Annotated in this window: 16 protein-coding genes; 12 read left to right on the plus strand and 4 right to left on the minus strand. The window is 53.1% G+C overall.

Annotation, left to right across the window (positions count from 1 at the left end; genetic code table 11):
• Positions 1 to 310: 310 nt before the first annotated feature.
• Both N7E73_RS08155 and N7E73_RS08160 read left to right on the plus strand, forming a co-directional pair.
• Positions 311 to 1,177 (plus strand): ChbG/HpnK family deacetylase, encoded by an 867-nt coding sequence (locus N7E73_RS08155; protein ID WP_432738558.1) that lies wholly within the window; start codon positions 311 to 313, stop codon positions 1,175 to 1,177.
• A complete protein-coding gene (locus tag N7E73_RS08160) occupies positions 1,177 to 2,169 on the plus strand; it encodes a glycosyltransferase (RefSeq protein ID WP_432738559.1) in 993 nt (330 codons plus the stop codon). The genes N7E73_RS08155 and N7E73_RS08160 overlap by 1 nt, the downstream gene beginning before the upstream one ends.
• A 292-nt stretch (positions 2,170 to 2,461) precedes the next feature.
• Here the strand turns inward: N7E73_RS08160 and N7E73_RS08165 are convergent, their stop codons facing one another.
• The 3 genes from N7E73_RS08165 to N7E73_RS08175 are packed head-to-tail and all read right to left on the minus strand — an operon-like array spanning position 2,462 to position 5,142.
• On the minus strand, positions 2,462 to 3,190 hold the full coding sequence (locus N7E73_RS08165) for an OmpA/MotB family protein (RefSeq protein ID WP_432738560.1): 729 nt from the start codon (positions 3,188 to 3,190) through the stop codon (positions 2,462 to 2,464).
• A gap of 12 nt (positions 3,191 to 3,202) precedes the next feature.
• Positions 3,203 to 3,979 (minus strand): motility protein A, encoded by a 777-nt coding sequence (locus N7E73_RS08170; RefSeq protein WP_432738561.1) that lies wholly within the window; start codon positions 3,977 to 3,979, stop codon positions 3,203 to 3,205.
• Complete coding sequence (locus N7E73_RS08175; protein ID WP_432738562.1) at positions 3,976 to 5,142, minus strand: cyclic nucleotide-binding domain-containing protein; 1,167 nt, start codon at positions 5,140 to 5,142, stop codon at positions 3,976 to 3,978. The genes N7E73_RS08170 and N7E73_RS08175 overlap by 4 nt, the downstream gene beginning before the upstream one ends.
• Positions 5,143 to 5,571: 429 nt before the next feature.
• Here N7E73_RS08175 and N7E73_RS08180 point away from each other — a divergent pair, with 429 nt between their 5' ends.
• The 10 genes from N7E73_RS08180 (at position 5,572) to N7E73_RS08225 (ending at position 16,378) form a co-directional block, all read left to right on the plus strand.
• Positions 5,572 to 6,969 carry a phospholipase D-like domain-containing protein gene (locus N7E73_RS08180; RefSeq protein ID WP_432738564.1) on the plus strand — a complete coding sequence of 466 codons (1,398 nt, stop codon included), beginning with the start codon at positions 5,572 to 5,574 and terminating at the stop codon, positions 6,967 to 6,969.
• Positions 6,970 to 7,225: 256 nt separating this feature from the next.
• The gene (locus N7E73_RS08185; RefSeq protein WP_432738565.1) at positions 7,226 to 8,152 is read left to right on the plus strand and encodes a zinc dependent phospholipase C family protein; all 927 of its coding nucleotides are present in this window, start codon (positions 7,226 to 7,228) and stop codon (positions 8,150 to 8,152) included.
• A 715-nt stretch (positions 8,153 to 8,867) separates the two neighbouring features.
• Entirely contained in the window at positions 8,868 to 9,116 is a 249-nt protein-coding gene (locus tag N7E73_RS08190; protein ID WP_432738566.1) for a hypothetical protein, read from the plus strand.
• 255 nt (positions 9,117 to 9,371) lie between these two features.
• Entirely contained in the window at positions 9,372 to 10,007 is a 636-nt protein-coding gene (locus N7E73_RS08195) for a LysE family translocator (RefSeq protein ID WP_432738567.1), read from the plus strand.
• 76 nt (positions 10,008 to 10,083) lie between these two features.
• Positions 10,084 to 11,052 carry a signal peptide peptidase SppA gene (sppA, locus tag N7E73_RS08200; protein ID WP_432738568.1) on the plus strand — a complete coding sequence of 323 codons (969 nt, stop codon included), beginning with the start codon at positions 10,084 to 10,086 and terminating at the stop codon, positions 11,050 to 11,052.
• An 89-nt stretch (positions 11,053 to 11,141) separates the two neighbouring features.
• A complete protein-coding gene (locus N7E73_RS08205; protein ID WP_432738569.1) occupies positions 11,142 to 11,498 on the plus strand; it encodes a hypothetical protein in 357 nt (118 codons plus the stop codon).
• Positions 11,499 to 11,574: 76 nt separating this feature from the next.
• Positions 11,575 to 12,681, plus strand: coding sequence for an amidohydrolase family protein (locus N7E73_RS08210; protein WP_432738570.1), 1,107 nt, complete (start codon positions 11,575 to 11,577; stop codon positions 12,679 to 12,681).
• Between the two features lie 42 nt (positions 12,682 to 12,723).
• Positions 12,724 to 13,650 carry an aspartate carbamoyltransferase catalytic subunit gene (locus N7E73_RS08215; protein WP_432738571.1) on the plus strand — a complete coding sequence of 309 codons (927 nt, stop codon included), beginning with the start codon at positions 12,724 to 12,726 and terminating at the stop codon, positions 13,648 to 13,650.
• Positions 13,651 to 13,662: 12 nt separating this feature from the next.
• Positions 13,663 to 14,934 (plus strand): dihydroorotase, encoded by a 1,272-nt coding sequence (locus N7E73_RS08220; protein ID WP_432738572.1) that lies wholly within the window; start codon positions 13,663 to 13,665, stop codon positions 14,932 to 14,934.
• 118 nt (positions 14,935 to 15,052) lie between these two features.
• Positions 15,053 to 16,378, plus strand: a complete 1,326-nt coding sequence (locus N7E73_RS08225) for an HD domain-containing protein (RefSeq protein WP_432738573.1) — start codon at positions 15,053 to 15,055, stop codon at positions 16,376 to 16,378.
• Between the two features lie 200 nt (positions 16,379 to 16,578).
• Here N7E73_RS08225 and N7E73_RS08230 read toward each other — a convergent pair whose 3' ends face one another.
• Entirely contained in the window at positions 16,579 to 17,919 is a 1,341-nt protein-coding gene (locus N7E73_RS08230; protein WP_432738574.1) for an ATP-dependent 6-phosphofructokinase, read from the minus strand.
• Between the last annotated feature and the right edge of the window lie 9 nt (positions 17,920 to 17,928).

Here is a 17,928-nt window from a genome sequence, read left to right on the forward strand (position 1 = left end):
TTTATCTAAATATACCTAAAAGGTATTCGATAAGGCCCCGGAGGACAAAATATATTCACTTCCCGCACCATAACAGAGTCAGAAAGCTACCATATGTGCTGACGCAATGGAGTTACCTCCATCCCACCGAACACCAGAATCTATCTTTAATCCATATTATTGAATGGTTACAGACATAACCGGTCTGTAACTGAAAGTTTTTCGGCAATTCAGCACTCCTTCAGAAGTTTACCAGATACAATTAAGCATCAATCCTCTTTACGTTCGGCTTACATGTAATTAAACTGCCGGGTCTGACACCGGAGGTATAATGCTAGTTGTAATAAATGTGGATGATCTTGGACTGCATCCGGCGGTACGCCGGGCGGTGGACAATCTGGCGGGAATGGGGGTTGTGACATCTTCCACCCTGCTAGCCAACGGTCCCGATCTTTCAGAGGCCGTGCTGTTGCAGGACAAGCACCGGGGGCTCGGCCTGGGGGCGCACCTGAATCTGCTGCGCGGAAAGCCCATTTCCAACCCCGACCACATCTCAAGCCTTGTTGATGACGACGGGCTGCTTTTCGGCAACTATACGTCCCTGCTGCTGCGCTACATCACCGGACGCATCAGGCTTGCCGAGGTGGAAAAGGAATGGTCGGCTCAGATTGAATATCTGCTCGACCACCAAGTCCGGCTGACCCATTTTGACAGTGAGAAACACATTCATGCCTGGCCCGGGCTGTACAATCTGGCAGGAAAACTGGCCCGCAGATACGGGATCAAATGGATTCGCAGACCCTCTGAGCACACCCCGCTGAGCCGCATGGACAAGGGAATGCTGCGCACCAGATTCCTGCAGCTCTGCCTTGCCGGAAGCTTTCCCTCTGAAGAACCGCGCACAGCAAAATGCGTCTGGGGAATCGGGGACCAGAAAGCGAACCTGAAACCGGAACTGTTTGAAAAACACGTCGACATCTATCGACCTGATATAATAGAGATCGTCTGTCACCCCGGACTGCCGGGAGAAGGAGACGGACCGCTGCCATCCGAATTCGGCCCCATGCGGGTTGATACACAGTGGAGGGAGGAATACAATTCCCTTGCACACAATGGATGGCTGGAAATATTTGAAATAATCGGGGCAAAGGCCGTCAATTACGGTCAGATTGATCCCCGCAGCGGAGAGATTAAATAATGCAAGATTACATGGAACACGATCAGGAAATTGAAGTCAGCATCGTCACCCCCATGCACAACGAGGAAGGATGTGTGCGCGAATTTCACCGCCGCATCGGCGCAACTCTGCAGGGCATGGGCACGACCTACGAAATCCTGCTGGTCAACGACGGCTCCACCGACAGCACCGAAGCCATCATCCGCGAACTGTCCGCAAACGACCCGCACCTCAAGGGCATAATGCTGGCCCGCAACAGGGGCCAGTGCACGGCCATCTATGCCGGCATTCAGGAAAGCCGGGGCCGCTATGTTGTCATCATGGATGGCGACCTTCAGCACAAACCAGAAGAAGTTCCCGCACTGATCGAAGAAATCCGCAAAGGCTACGACCTTGTTTCCGGATGCCGCACCAACCGAGGCGAATCCATGATCAAGCGCAAACTGCCCAGTAAAATCGCCAACTACCTGATGCGGGCCACCAGCGGCTGTCAGGTGAAGGACATGGGCGGACTTTCCGTGCTTAAGGGCAAACTTGCCCGTTCCATGACCCTGCGCGAAGGACAGCACAGGCTTATCCCCGCACTGGTGTACTCAATGGGCGGTTCAACTTCCGAAGTGCCTATCTCCGCGCCCCCGCGCTTTGCCGGTGAAAGCCACTACGGTCTGTCCAGATCCATTGACGTGCTTTTCGACATCGTCATGCTCTGGTTCCAGTCTTCTTTCAAGCAGCGCCCCATCTACCTGTTCGGACGCATCAGCCTGCTGATGTTCATGGTAGCCTCGCTGATCATGGTCTGGCTGCTCTATGAAAAGGTGTTCTTCGGCGTGCACATGGGAACCCGCCCGCCGTTCATGGGCTGCATCCTGCTCTACCTGAGCTCGCTGGGATTCATGTCCACCGGGTTTATTCTCGAATCACTGGCCAATACCTATGACGCTGTCATGGGCACCAAGACCTACCAGATCCGGGAAGTGGTTTCACAAGGCCTTGCGAGACGGCCTGAGAAATAGGGAGTCAGTATGTTGCCACCGGCAAACCCTGCCAGGAGGCCTTAAACCCTTTGAAAACCGGTTATGATTCCCAAACTTTTTTATCAGGCTTCACCCATAGCCCGCGAATGCAGCTTTCGGAACAAAGCCCCCGACATCACATCAGATGTCGGGGGCTTTTCATTGGATAAAGAAATTCATCCTGCAAAACAATTTTTACATTAATCTTGAAACCCTGCCTTATGAAACCGCGAAGCTTATTAAAACGCGTATTGGGTAGAGGGGATGGGGATCGCCGGAGGCACGCCCTCTGCTACTTAGCGGGTTTCGGCTCTGCCTTAGGCGGAAAAACCAGCAGGGTTACGCGACGGTTCTTCTTCTGGTTCTCCGGGATGGGATCACCCTTCTCGTCTTCGTTAGGATACATGGGCTGGGTATCGGCCATACCCATGACTTTGATCCTGTGCTTGCTGAAGCCGTTTTCTATCAGATAGCGGGCTACGGCACTGGCTCGGGCTGAGGACAGCTCCCAGTTGGATGGGAACTGCGCGGACTTCATGGGAATGTTATCCGAATGGCCCTCGACGACGATATCATACGGAGATTTAGCGAGGGTGGGCACGATCTGACTCAGAACCTTGATGGCTGCAGAGGTCAGATCGGCCTTGCCGCTATCAAAAAAGAAGTTGCCTTTAAGGATAATTTCCACGGAATCCGGGCGCATCTTGATCTTGAGGGCATCGGTTTCCCGTCCGACCAAACGCGACATTTCAAGCTGCATCTCGAAAATATTGCGCTGATCCTGACTGACGGCCATACGGGCCCCGGAAGCAGCCTGCGGATTGCGCCCCTGGACATCCACGCCCATGGCCTCTGCAAGCGAATCGGACACCGACTTGTACTTGTTCTGGTCAACATCAGCGATAGCAAGCATAAGCACAAAAAAGCAGAGCAGCAGGGTCATCATATCGGCAAGAGTCAAAGCCCAGCCGCCCTCTTCTCCGCCCTGATGCGGCTTCTTGAGTTGGAAGTCGTCTGACATAACGTCCTCCGGTTACTTTTTGGCCTTGACGGTGGCCCACTTGCGCGGAGGCAGGTAGCCCTTCAGCTTATCCATTACGATGGCCGAGGGAGTCTTTTCCTTGATAAACAGGATACCATCACGGATAACTCTCATGAGCAGGGTAATCTCGTCGATACGCTTTTCAACCTTGATGGCGATGGGCATGAACAGCATGTTGGCAAAGAGTGCGCCGTAAAGCGTGGTGGTAAGCGCTGTTGCCATTGCCGGGCCGATGGAGCTCATATCTTCCCCCATTCCCTGCATCATGGCGATAAGACCGATAAGGGTTCCAATGATGCCGAAGGCCGGGGACAGGGTCGACATGGTCCGGTAAATCCCGGCTGCGCTGTATTCCTGTTCATGATACTGCTGGATGCGGTTATCGAGAATCTCCTTGATCTCCTCCTTGGAATAACCGTCCACCAGCATCTGCAGACCTTCCCGCAGAAATTCGTTCTCGATCTTTTTCAGACTCCCTTCAAGGTGTTCCTCCCCTTTGGAAGTAACCTGCTTGGAAAGCCCGACGATAACATTGATATAGTTTTCAAGAGGCAGCTCGTCCGCACCCATGGCCATCATGAAGACTTTAAGTACGCGCATTACCTCACGCAGCGGATAGCAGATAAAAGTCGCGGCAATGGTTCCGCCGCCTACAATGGCTATCCCCGGCAGGTTGATGAAAACATCCACCGAATCCGTTGAGGTGTAGGTTGCCACCATGAGGATGGCAATCCCGAAAAAAATACCGATTATGGTCGCTATGTTCACTTATCTTCCCCCCCTTTTATCTCCCTGACCATTTCGAACAGCTCGTTTACAGCATCTTCAGCTTCCCCTTCGTCAACATGATCACGGACTTCATCCTGAACAACCTTGGCAATCTTCTTGGCAAGGTTGGAAAGTATCTTCTTGCGGGCCTCTTCTTCGGCAATGCTCATCAGCAGCCCCAGCTTATGGTAGCCGAGACGGGTGAACACTTCCTTGAGGGTCGCATTATCAACGTAGACTATATCAGCGATCTCTTCGAGCTCGGAAATATCCTTCTTCCTTTTCTTTACCTTGCTGAAATAGTCGGGTTCCTTTTCCGCCGCCCATTCGCTGACCTTCTTGCGGTCAAACATGAACATGGTTTCGGGGAAATCTTCCGAGCCTATTTTCTTATAGATGATCTGGGGCTCACTTTCGAGCAGGCTGGCTATTTCGTAGATATCAACAACCTGCAACTCCGAGGTAGTGGAAAAGGAACTCTGCTGCAGTTCTTTGAAGAGATTGGTCGAAATTTCGATGAAGTTTGCCGGATCGGCTATCTGGATAAAGCGGTCAGGGAAGGCCTTCCCGGTTCGCAGGTCAATGACATCTATCATTTTGAGACCTTTGAGCTTGTTGATGACCGAGTCTATATCGGCCTGAGAAACGAGGATGATGTCCCTGATTTTCTTGCACAGCTTGCTGTAGTCAAGCCCGAGGTCATGGTTGCGTTCCTTGCGGGCCTGTTCGCGGTCCATACTCAGGTGGGTGCGGTAGGCCATATCCAGAATATGGCAGATACTCGTGAAGTTATTGCGATGCCCTTTCGGGGAAATCATGTCCCCGGTACGGGCAAGTCTTTTTACCAGCAGGCGGGTCATGTACTGGATGGTGCGCGGGCACTGGTCAAGCAGCTTGAGAATTATCTGATCCGTGAGAATAACCAGATCACAGTATTCCGCGGCCTCGGCATTGGCGGAGCGGGCCCCCTTGGAAATAATTCCCATTTCTCCGAAGATCTCGCCCTCTCCGAGCTTGGCCAGGATGATCTTCTCGTTGTTGAGGATCTTGAAAATATTGACCGCCCCTTTCTTGATCATATAGGCAACGGAACTCTCCTGTCCTTCCTTGAAGATCTCCTGTCCCTTGTAGAAGGACTTGATATTAGGACTGCTGGACCCCATTGAATTCTCCTGAAGCATGACCCTGCACAAAGGGCGGGATGAATGAAAACAGCATTCGTATCAACCTGAAAAGCAATTGCATCTATTCAACAGATAAGCATGCCGGGAACGACAATAATCCACGGTTACATTTAATAATATATCTCAGATTACTGTAAAGAACAATACATCAGACACAAAGGCTCATGAATAGGAGAGATTATAATACGCTAAAAAGCCGCCGCACCCCGCGCGCGAAACAATCCCCTCCTGATCCTGCAAAACATCGTCCTGACGAAACGAAACCTGCCGGGTACTTCCGGCAACAGGACATCTGCTATCAGCCTGTTTTATTTTACTTACAGCCGGGGACAAATCCTGCTATGGTTTCGCCAGCCGGCAGACGTGAATATAGCCGCGCCATCAGCCAATCAAACAAAAGAAGAGTGTATGACCACTGAACTGAATCTCCTCATCGGCCACCTTTCTGTTGTCGGGGGCTTCATCCTCGCCTCCGTTCTGGTCATGTCCATCCTGCGCAAACAGCGTACGTCATCGGCAGCATTTGCATGGCTCATGGCCATTGTCTTCGCTCCATATATAGGTGTTCCGCTGTACCTGATCTTCGGGGGTCGCAAGCTCAAACGCGATGCCCATACCAAGCAGGACATCCATCTGGAAGTACAGGAGACGGTACCCGCGAAGCAGGCCGACCCCATCGACTCCCTGCTCCGCGAATACGGTATTCCCGGGGCAACTTCCGGCAACAGGGTCAGGCTCTGCCCTTCAGGAATCGATATTTACAACGAACTGGTTGACCTGATTGAAAACGCCGAGCACCAGATCCTGATCACCACCTTCATCCTTTCGCGCGACGAAGTGGGCAGGGACATTGTGGAAAGGCTGGCCCGCAAGGCAGCAAGCGGAGTCACCGTCAGGCTGCTCCTTGATGACATAGGCTCCATGTTCACCACCCGCCGTTTCCTGAAGAAGCTTATCGCCAACGGAGGCAAGGTGGCATACTTCATGCCCCTGTTCCGGGCTCCTTTCCACGGCAACAGCAACCTGCGCAACCACCGCAAAATAGCAATCGCCGACCAGACCGTTGTGCTGGCCGGAGGCACAAACATCGCCAATGAATACATTGGCCCCAGACCGTGCGAGGACCGCTGGACAGACCTGTCCTTTGTGCTGCGCGGCCCGGCGGTACGTCACTACATAGAAGTCTTCCAGTCGGACTGGCAGTTTGCGTACGGGGAGAAGGTCAACATTATCCCGCCCTGCACAAGCGGATCTGCCGTCAGCGGAGGCGGTGAAGGGGTCATGCAGGTCGTTCCCTCCGGGCCTGACGTACCCCGCGACCCGGTTCACGATGCACTGCTTACCGCAGCCTTCACGGCGGAAAAAAGACTCTGGATAGTCACCCCATATTATGTGCCGGATGAGGCTCTGGCTCAGGCCCTGCGTCTGGCGGCACAGCGCGGGGTCGACGTAAGGGTAGTGATTCCGTCCAAATCTAACCACCTGCTGGCCGACCTTGCCCGCGGAACCCATCTGCGCGACCTTGAAGCATGCGGGGGCAGGATCATCAAATACCCGCACATGGTACACGCCAAAGTTGTAGTCGTAGACAGCCGCATTGCAGTTGTAGGCTCCGCCAACATGGATATGCGCAGTCTGTTCCTCAATTATGAAATCGTCATGTTCTCGTACTCCGAACCGGATGTAACGGCAGTGCATGACTGGGTGCAGAACCTTATCAACCAGAGCAGCGAAGGAACTCAACCGGTGGGATTTGTCCGCGACACTGTCGAAGGCGTAGCCCGGCTGGTTGCCCCACTGCTCTGATAATACAACAGAAATATCCCGGAGTTAGCGCGGTGAACTTTCAGGAGCAGACTGAATCTGGGCTGCCCGGAAGCAGCCCAGATAGGAACCAGTGCCCCGGTTAAAGGCCGCTTTCCTTGCAAATCACCTCAGGAGCTTTATAATCTTTGAGAGTCGAATTACACAGAGGCAGTGTCCAGCTTCTCCGACATTCATGATCTTCCCATGATCGACATTTCAACAACTCAGAGCAGACTCGCCGCATCGGCCATAATATATGAAAAAAATTACGTTTATCATGCTTTTCACCGTTATCGCGGTTCTCGGTTTTGCCGCCACCAGCTTTGCCTGGGGTCCCGGTGTGCACATGGCCATAGGCAATGCTGTACTCGCCAACACCGAACTGCTCCCGACTGCCATTGCACGACTGCTGCTCTCAAACTCAGCCTTATTCCTTTACGGATGTCTTAGTGCGGATATCTTCATCGGCAAGGGCAGCAAGGCCAAGCGTAAGCACAGCCACAACTGGAAAACCGGATTCGCACTGCTTGCGGAAGCCGACAAACCGCACCTTGAAGCATACTCCCTCGGGTATCTGTCCCACCTAGCAGCGGACATAGTGGCCCATAACTATTATGTTCCCAACCTGATGCGTCAGGCCCCGGCCGGTGGAAGGCTGACTCATGTCTATATTGAAATGCTGGCTGACGATCAGGCCAACTGGTCCGCGCAGCAGGCTACAAGACTTTTCCGGCAGGCCACTCAGGAAGCGGACCTGACCCTGCGCAAGCATATGGATGCCCGCAAGCTCAGCTTCTTCCTGAAAAAAGGCGTCTTTCACCAGACCATCGGGCTGCTGGAATACAAGACCGTGACCCGCTCCCTGAACTTCTCCAGAAAGGTCATCCCGGCTTATCACCACGAATACCTGCAATCAGTGCTCGACTATTCCTATAGACTCGTACTCGACCTGCTTCATAATCCGGCTCAGGCTACCGCACTCAATTTCGATCCCATAGGCAGCCGTAACATCGGGCTGGCTACAAAGGAAAACGGCTGGCGTAAAGCGCTGAAGCTTAGCGCAGCACCGGCAACAAGATTCAAGATCGACCCCAGCATCACGATCCTGCCGCCCCCTGCGGGCATCGACATGTTATTCAAATCGCCGGTCATGCCACAGCTCAAGCCATTTCCGGACTACTGATCCCCAGCGATACCGCCTGCAGGCGAATTCAATTTAAGACAAATCAACAGCAGGCCACTTTCATGAATATAATTCTGAAACTCACCACTCAAACCACCCTAAATTGCGCGTTTTTCAAAAAAACGGCGAATTTTCATTCAGGACCAGCATCCAAATCTTCGCCGAATCAAAGTTGATACACTACCCCTGCATTAACAATGTTGTTTCAGCAAATCCAATGTTGTAATCAACCACACTACACTGATTTCACATTGGCAATGCATCATCATAATGCATTTTACATCTTCCAATACAGTTATTGATTATCGAAACAAGTTTTTCCAAACCGTACAATCGGGCCTCCACAACTTGACAATTTTGGCATATTTTTTAATGCTTATATTTTTTATTAAATAAAACAAGTATGTTATTTAGCAAAAACATATTCCAATTATGTAAACACATGGACAACACAGACAGCTATGAGAAAATTTTCACCAACGCATTGATTCCAAAATCAACAGACCTGAAATTCCAGCATCCCAGTAAGGAACCGGCGACACCGCCCTCATAATAACCTGATATAAAGCACTTTTTATCCAAACATACCCGCTGAATTTTATTTACTGCACATTTCTCTACTACAGAGCTTGTACTGTTGACTTGCAACGCAGTCGGACATACTTGGGACTCACGAACAACGCAATTTAACCAAATTTCCCTGGAGGAATATAATATGTACGCAATCGGAACCATCAAGGCCTGGGCAGCTACCCGCGCAGCACGCGGCACCGGTGAAGCAAACCACAGCCTGCATGCAGTGCTGACCATCGCAACTCTCGGTCTCTGGCTTCCCGTCTGGACCGTGGTCGCAATCCGTCAGACCAACCGTACCAAGATGAGAAGCACCCTCGTGGACCTGCGCCACATCGAGCGTCTCGAAATATCCCCCGAATACCGCCGTCAGCTTGCCCGCATGTCCTAAACGGTCAAACTGAATACGGTTACAAATCTTTCGCACCGGCATCCTGATCATACAGAATGCCGGTGCACTTTTATCTGCTCCCTGAGGCAATTTCAGGGGTGTACATAAATCCAGGACCGTCCTAAGATCACCCATCACCTGCCGCATACTGCGGCCCCGTCTGTTTCCCGCGCCAAATAAACAGATCATGTTAATGCCCGGCATTCCCTCTGCAAGGGATGCTGATTCAACTATCACCCAACGCGAGGAACACTTATGTTTGATTACGACATTGCACACTGGTCCACATTTCTGCTGGCCGCTTTCCTTCTTAACATTGCCCCCGGACCAGATTTCGCCTTCATCCTCAGCCATACGGTTACCGGAGGACGCAAAGCCGGTTTTGCCGCCATGCTCGGCATCTGGACCGGAGCCTTCGGACACGTTGTACTTGCCGCACTGGGGCTCTCAGCCATTATTGCGGCATCCGCCACTGCCTTTTCCGTGGTGAAATGGGTCGGAGTCGGCTATCTGTTCTGGCTCGCCATACAGGCTCTCCGTTCCAAAGGCAGTCATCTGGATATCCGCAGAGACTCCTCAGTCAAAAGCACAGCAGCGATTTTCAGACAGGGCGTGCTTGTGGACCTGCTCAATCCCAAGGTGGCAACTTTCTTTCTGGCATTTCTGCCCCAGTTTGTGGTGGAAGGAGCAGGGCCGGTCTGGGCTCAGTTGGCACTGCACGGAACATTGATCATTGTTATGGCCGCGCTTGTGGAGCCGCCCCTGATTTTTGCCGGAGACCGCATAACCGGCAGACTTCGCGAAAGCCAGAGAATGCAGACCTGGCTGGACCGGGCACTGGGGTGCGTCTTCATCGCCTTCGGTGTCAAGCTGGCTATGCATGAGCAATAACAGGCTGACAAGTCAGAGCCCGCCTTTGCCTTCCCCATCCCGTTCTGTTATTTTCCTGCAAACAAACGGAGTACCCATGAAAAAGATTACCCTGCTCATATTTTTATTCGTGACCGCCCTGCTCTGCGGATGTCAGGCCAAGATGAACCTGTTTCCGGACGGGACCGATCCGCTCCTTGAGCAGACCCTGCAGGGCGAAGGCCCGAACAAGGTGCTGCTGATTTCCGTGGACGGAACAATTTCCGACGAACCTAAACGCGGCCTTTTCGGCTATGCCCCCAGTCTGGTGCAGGAAGTTGTCTCCCGCCTGAAACTTGCGGAAAAGGATGATGACATCAAAGGGCTGGTCATCAAGGTCAACTCTCCCGGAGGGGGCGTTACCGCCAGTGATGTGCTCTACAATGAGGTTGTACGCTTCAAGGAAAAGACCGGAGCAAAAGTGGTTGTGTCCATGATGGATGTAGCTGCTTCGGGCGGCTATTACATCAGCCTGCCGGCAGACAGGATCATGGCACACCCCACCACGCTGACCGGTTCGGTGGGGGTCATCTTCATCCGGCCAAAAATCGACGGGCTCATGGACAAGATCGGAGTATCGGTTGAAGTATCCAAATCCGGCCGGAACAAGGACATGGGCTTCCCGTTCAAGCCTGACACGGAAGAACAGAAGCAGATCATTGATGCCATCATCAAAGACTATGCCGACCGCTTTCAGGCACTGGTCAAAAAGAACCGTTCCATTTCCGAGGACCATCTCAAAACGGTTTTCACCGCACAGGTTTTCAGTGCTGAAGGAGCAAAAAAGATCGGCCTGATCGACGGAACCGGTTACCTGCCGGACGCGGTGCAAGAAGTCTGCAGGCTTGCAGGAATACCTGAAAACTCCAAGGTTATCAGCTATAAGCGCAAGTCGTATCCTAACGACACCATGTACAATTCGTTAAGTGCGCATGCATCTGCTCCGGCACTCATCAACATAGACGCAGGAAACCTGCTGCCGCCCAAGGCCGGATTTCATTATCTGTGGCTTCCGGCGGCGGAATGATTATAGGGACACTGCTTTGCTTTCCTGAAAAAAACATGTATGAACTGCCCGTTTGACCAGATGACAGCAACCCCTTACCGGAGGAATTAATGAAAAAGACCAGCCTGAACATTGCATTCATTCTGTTTTTTTCCCTTGCTGTTATCAGCGCCTGCACTCAGGAGACCCAGAACCGCATCGGCCGCACCATCCAGAACTGGACCGGTGTTGACGGTGTTCTGGAGATCTATTCCGGAGGCAAGCTCATCAAGCGTTTCGTCAAGATCGACAAGCTCTCCACTGCTGCGGGAACCAAGGAACAGGTTCATCGCCCCTACCGTTTCGGTTACGGCGTCCTTGATGCCAACCTCAACGGCAAGGCAGACCCCGAAGAGAAAAAAGTCTATTTCGAATTCAGTGACTACTCCACCAACTACGTCTTCTTTGAAGATCCCGACGTAAAATAATTATCAGGCCGGACTTTCCAAGTCCGGCATTTTTTTGCCCATGAATAAATGTATCAGAGCAGCGCGAGCTGTAACAATGACACGCGGGGAAAGTCTTATCCACGACTTTGCCCTGCTCCATGACGGTGAACGCATCCTTGAAACCGGAAGCTGGGATAATATCAAAAACGGCTTTACCGGTGAGGTCGAAGACCTCGGTGACGTGACCATAACGCCGGGGCTGATCAACGCCCATGTGCACCTTGAACTGTCCCACCTCCAGGGCAGGACCGTTCAGGGACAGGGCTTTACCGGCTGGGTGAAGTCCCTGCTGGGCAACCCGCTTTACGACCTGAATGAGCAGGCTGTGCGCGAAGCCCTGCTGGGTATGAAGCAGACCGGCACGGCATTCTGCGTGGACATCTCCACCCGCAACTGTGCAGCTATCGCAGGAATTATGGATGAACTGTCCATGGGCTTTTACGCCTGCTGCGAGGCCATAGGATTGCAGCCCCCGAAAGATGGGGCAAAATTCTTCCCCAGCAGGGAGTTCAGACACGGCCACGCCGCCGGTTCCGGGCACGCCCTGTACTCAACGGCCCCGGAACTGCTTAAGGCGGTCAAAAAGGCGGATAACGACGCCGGGCTGACCTTTCCGATCCACCTTGCCGAAAACGAGGAGGAAGACGAAATCGTAGCCAGAGGAACAGGAGTATTCGCCGAGATGCTCAAGGGGGCAGGCATGCTAGCCGACTGCGGCAGAAAGGGGCAAAGCCCGGTAGAATACGCCGACTCCCTCGGACTGCTGGACAGATCCACCCTTGCAGTGCACTGCGTCAGGGTAACCGACAGGGATATTGAAACCCTTGCTGCAAGGGAGACTAACGTGTGCCTCTGCCCGCGATCCAACGAATACATCGGCGAGGGACGTGCGCCATGGGAAAAAATCCTGAACTCTGGTATAAAGACCTGTCTGGGCACGGACAGCATCGCTTCCAACCATGACCTGAACATGTGGAACGAACTGGAATTCCTGCTCAAAAACATAAATATTTCATTGTCCGCCCAGGACGCGCTTGCACTGGTTACAACCAACGGCGCCAGGGCACTCAACATAGCTGAATCATATGGTTCTCTGGAAAAGGGCAAACGGGCGGTTTTCGCCATCGTTCCAGCCCATCTGGAAGACCTTCTGTTCGCATAACTTTTATTCAGCCTGCCGCAGGTACGGCTCAAAGAGGTTTCTATGGAATGGCAGCATAAAGACCTGCTGGACATCACTCAGCTCAGCAAAGAAGAAGTGTGGCATGTATTTGAAACCGCCACCTATTTTCAGGAAATCAACTCCCGACCGGTAAAAAAGGTTCCCACCCTCAAAGGCCATAGCGTGGTCCTTTTTTTTGCCGAACCGAGCACCAGAACCAAAACGTCCTTCGACATGGCCGGAAAAAGGCTCTCCTGCGACACCTTTTCGCTGGCAAAAAGCTCCAGCAGCCTGACCAAGGGCGAAACGCTCAAGGACACAGCCCTGACCCTGCAGGCCATGGCCCCTGACGGAATAGTCATCCGTCACTGGGCCAGCGGTGCAGCGCAGTTCCTTGCCGAACGCCTTGACTGCAGCATCATAAATGCCGGTGACGGCCGCCACGCCCACCCGACCCAGGCCCTGCTTGACGGCTTCACCCTCTATCAGGAATGGGGTTCCCTTGAAGGAAAGACCGTGCTCATTCTCGGTGACATCGCCCACAGCCGTGTGGCCCGTTCCAACGTCATCCTGCTGACCATGATGGGCGCAAAAGTCCGCCTCTGCGGCCCGCGCACCCTGCTCCCTCCCTACCTCAAGAACTGGCCTGTGACAGTCTACACAGACGTCAACGAAGCCAGCAAAGGGGTGGACGCTATCATGTGCCTGCGCCTGCAGCTCGAACGCCAGCAGGCCGGACTGCTGCCTGACATCCGCGAGTATTCCAAGTATTTCGGCCTCGGCTACAGACAGCTTGAACTGGCCTCTCCGGACGTAAAGGTCATGCACCCCGGTCCCATGAACCGTGGGGTCGAGATCAATTCCGAGATTGCCGACTCAGCGGCCAGCCTTGTGCTTGATCAGGTTTCAAGCGGTGTTGCCACCCGCATGGCCCTTCTCTACCTCTACCTTACCAGCAAGAAGAAATAAGGAGGCCCGACCATGTCCCATCCCGAACTCGTAGTCCGCAAGGCGGTCTGGAAAGGCGAAGAAGTCGACCTTCTCGTTGCCGACGGTAAAATTCTCGAAGTAGTTCCCTCTTCCGATACCATGTACGAAGGCGCAGAAGTCATCGCCGCCCGCGGCCTGCTGCTCATGCCCAGCCTGACCGACGTACACACCCATCTGCGCGAACCCGGCTTCGAATACAAGGAAAGTATTGCCTCCGGCCTCAAAGCGGCCGTACACGGCGGGTTTTCAAACATCATGTGCATGGCCAATACTGCCCCGGTCAACGACAACTCCGTTGTCACCGATGAAATGCTCGCCAAGGCAAAGCAAGCCTATCCCGCAGGCGGCCCCAGACTTTTTCCCATTGGTGCGCTGACCAAAAAGCTCGAAGGCAAGGAACTTGCCCCCATGCATGAACTGGCCGAGGCCGGCTGCATGGCTTTCTCAAACGACGGTGTCCCGGTAAAAAGCAGCGAACTTTTCCGCCGGGCCATGGAATACGCTTCCGACACCGGCAGACCGGTCATTGATCATTGTGAAGATCCATACCTTGAACCGGCAGCCGGGGTTAACGAAGGCGAGGTATCCTCCCTGCTGGGTCTTGCCGGACAGCCCGATGTTGCCGAAGCGGCACAGGTGGCCCGCGACCTGCTCTTTGCAGAATATCTGGATATGCATGTCCATCTGGCCCACATATCCTGCCGCAAGTCAGTTGATCTGATCGCATGGGCCAAGAAGCGCGGCGTGAAAGTGACTGCCGAAACCTGCCCGCACTACCTGCTGCTCACTGAAGACGCCGTGCGCGGCTACGGGACCGACACCAAGGTCAACCCGCCCCTGCGTACCACCGACGATGTGGAAGCACTGCTGGCAGGTATCAAGGACGGCACCATCGATATGTTCGCTACCGACCACGCTCCCCACGCGGCCCACGAAAAGGAAGTTGAATTCATGGTCGCCCCCTGCGGCATCTCCGGTCTGGACACCGCCCTGCCGCTGACATGGTCGCTGGTAGCTTCCGGAAAGCTGACCTTTGACGACTTCATCCGCATGTGGACCACCGCCCCCTGCAAAACCTTCAAGTTGCCGCTCAACAGATTTATTCCGGGCGACCCTGCTGATTTTTTCCTCTTCGACCCGAATGAAGAGTGGATTCTGACCGCTGAAAGCATGCATTCCAAAGGCAAAAACACTCCTTTCATGGGTCAAACCCTGAAAGGGCGGGTTATAAGCCATTTCCTTAGCGGGAAAAAAATAGTATGACCTCTTGAAAAGGTGGTTTAAAAGGCCGCCAATCAAGGCAAAAGATTAATAATTTTATATAATTGATCGATCTCTGTTGCTGAGGTGACAGGCTGTTTATTTCTGATAAGGAGAAATTATGAGCGAACCTTTCAAGGACGCGGTGGGAATCTGCAAGACCATCATGCGTAACGGCTATGATGCTTATATTATTAACGAAAGACTTCAAAAGCTGACCATTGATGATAAGGGTCAGGAAATTGAACTGGATATTTCCACCGAACTTGATTTCAAGGGGCTGTCCAAGCTGTTTCCCAGCATCCAGCCTTCCGAGCGGTCTGAAATCGCTGCTGTATTGAATGAAGGAGGAAACACCTTCCTTTTCTACACTTCCGAGACCAGCAACTCCTCCCACCCGGAAGAGTGCGTGTCCCGTATGACCCCGCGCCTGCTCAAGGCTCTGGAAAAACAGCACGAGATTCCCCTGTCTGCGGCCTGCCCCTACATCCCCAAAGCCAAAGACCCGTATGAAGGTTTTGCCGAGCTGAGCAGCGGCGAAGTCCGTTTGCTGGGCATTCCCGACCAGACCCTCAAAAAAGATTACCTCATGGGCATCAGGGCCCTGCGTTTTGCAGCAAACTACAACCTGCCCATTGAAACAAATACCAAAATAGCCATTATCCGTTCTTCCAAGCGTATACTGGACTATGTTCCCGTTCCCGAAATCATGGATGAGTGGCGCAAGGTTGAAGCCGAGAACATGTACGTTTTCGTCTCCCTGCTCTTTGAAACCATGCTTCTGCACGGTCTCATCCCCGAAATCGCAGCGCTGTCCCGCCTGACTCAGGTGAAGAACAGCAAAACCGGCGAACTTGAGGACGTTTTCACCCATACCCTCGACGTCATGCGCCTTTACCCCGAAGAACTGCCCTACGACTGGTTCGGCGTGGTAGCCTGCATGTTCCACGATGTAGGCAAGCTCTACACCGCTGAAGAAGTAAACGGCGAATGGCAGTTCCTGCAGCATCACCGTGTAGGCTCCAAGGTTACCAGAAAGATCCTGACCCGCCTGAACTTCCCGCAGGAAGACGTGGATCTGATCTGCGATCTGGTACGCCATCACATGCGTTTCCATTTCATGCTTACCGATAAGGGTATCCGCAAATTCAAGGCAATTGACGAATATCCGCGTCTTATCGAAATGGTTCGTGCCGACATCAAGGCCCGCAGCACCACCTACAAGGAATTCAACCACAACCTCAAGATGCTCGAACGCGCCGACATACCCGAAGAAGCTCTTGATCCGTTTCTCAACGGTAACGAGATCATGCAGCATACCGGCCTCAACCCCGGTCCCGGTGTCGGTATCATCCGTGAGTCCCTGCTCAAGGCCCAGATCGCCGGAGAAGTGACCAGCATGGAGGAAGCCATTGAGTACGTTATAGCTCAGGCTAAAAACGCTTAAGCAGACAAGTGCCTCCGGCGGCCCTCCGGGGGCTTAAACCCTTTGAAAAGGGTTTAAGGATCCCAAACTTTTCTAACGTGCTTCGCCGCTTTGGATGACAGAATGTCATTAATGCCTTGAGGCAACTTATAATGGAAAACAAGATCCCCGGTTCAGTTTGACTGAACCGGGGTTTTTAATTTCGAGAATGTAAGAATGGATTACAGTTCGCAGATATCCATTTCCATGTCGTTGCGCAGGTGTCCCTGACCGGTGGATTCGAGCACGGCTCGCCAGTAATCGGACTTGATGTTCAGCTTCTTGCGCTTGGTGGTTACCAGATCAAGCGGCAGATGCACATAACGGGCCTGCAGGCGGCTTACCACCATACCGGTCTTTCCGGCCATGGCCGCATGAACGGCATGCTGTCCAAGGAATCCGCAGTATACGCAATCGTTGGCATTGGCCGGAACCGAACGGATAATGTAACTGGGGTCGATGAACTTGAGAGTTATCTCCTTCCCGACATCCTTGAAATGTTCCTTGATCCGGCGGATAATCAGGGTGCAGACATCGCACAGAACCGGGTTGCCGGAAGCATCCTTCTCGCCGGTGTATTCACACTGCTCCTGCCCGGCACCTTCTGCACAGACAATGACAGCATGCTGGCGCTCATCCAGACGTTTTTCAAGGGACCGCAACAGGCCGAACTCACCGTCGAATTCAAACGGATGTTCCGGAACAAGCACAAAGTTGACGTCCTTCAGGGCCAACGTGGACTGAGCGGCGATAAAACCGGACTCGCGGCCCATCAGCTTGACCAGACCGACTCCGTTGACCACACCGAGTGATTCCACGTGTGCGCACTGGATAGCCTCAGTGGCCTTGTCCACAGCAGTGTCGAAGCCGAAGGACTTGGTGACAAAGTTTATATCGTTGTCGATGGTCTTGGGGACCCCGATGATGGAAATCTTGATCTTGCGCTTTTCGATCTCGGCCACGATGTTCTTGGCCGCACGCATGGTTCCGTCACCACCGATCATGAACAGCACGGAAATATTCATGCGCTCAAGGGCATCCACAATCTCTTCGGCATCCTGCGGTCCACGTGACGAGCCGAGGATTGTTCCGCCGAACTGGTGGATATTGGCCACTTTATCCGCGGTAAGCTCAATCACGTCATGCCCGTACTTGGGAATGAAACCCTGCAGGCCGAACTTGATACCGAGCACGGAAGGAACCTTGTAGAGGTAATGGGCTTCAAGCACAATGGAACGGATAACGTCATTGAGGCCGGGACAAAGCCCGCCGCAGGTCACGATAGCACACTTGGTCTTGGAGGGGTCGAAATAGGTAAAGGCCCGTGGCCCGGCCTTTTCGAACTCCTGATACACGGAGCTGTCCACGGAGGAATCCATTTCTTCCTCCGCAAGGTTAACCAGAGTACGCTCCTGATCCTCTATAAAAATACACCGCTTGAGCGGGGAAGGAATCTTGGCTTTGCCGAGAACCGGAATATCCGTGTTTATCTCTTGTTTCTTGAGCACAACTTTTTTAGGCACTTCAAACCT

It is taken from the genome of Maridesulfovibrio sp. FT414, from assembly GCF_050916235.1.
Taxonomy (GTDB): Bacteria; Desulfobacterota; Desulfovibrionia; order Desulfovibrionales; family Desulfovibrionaceae; genus Maridesulfovibrio.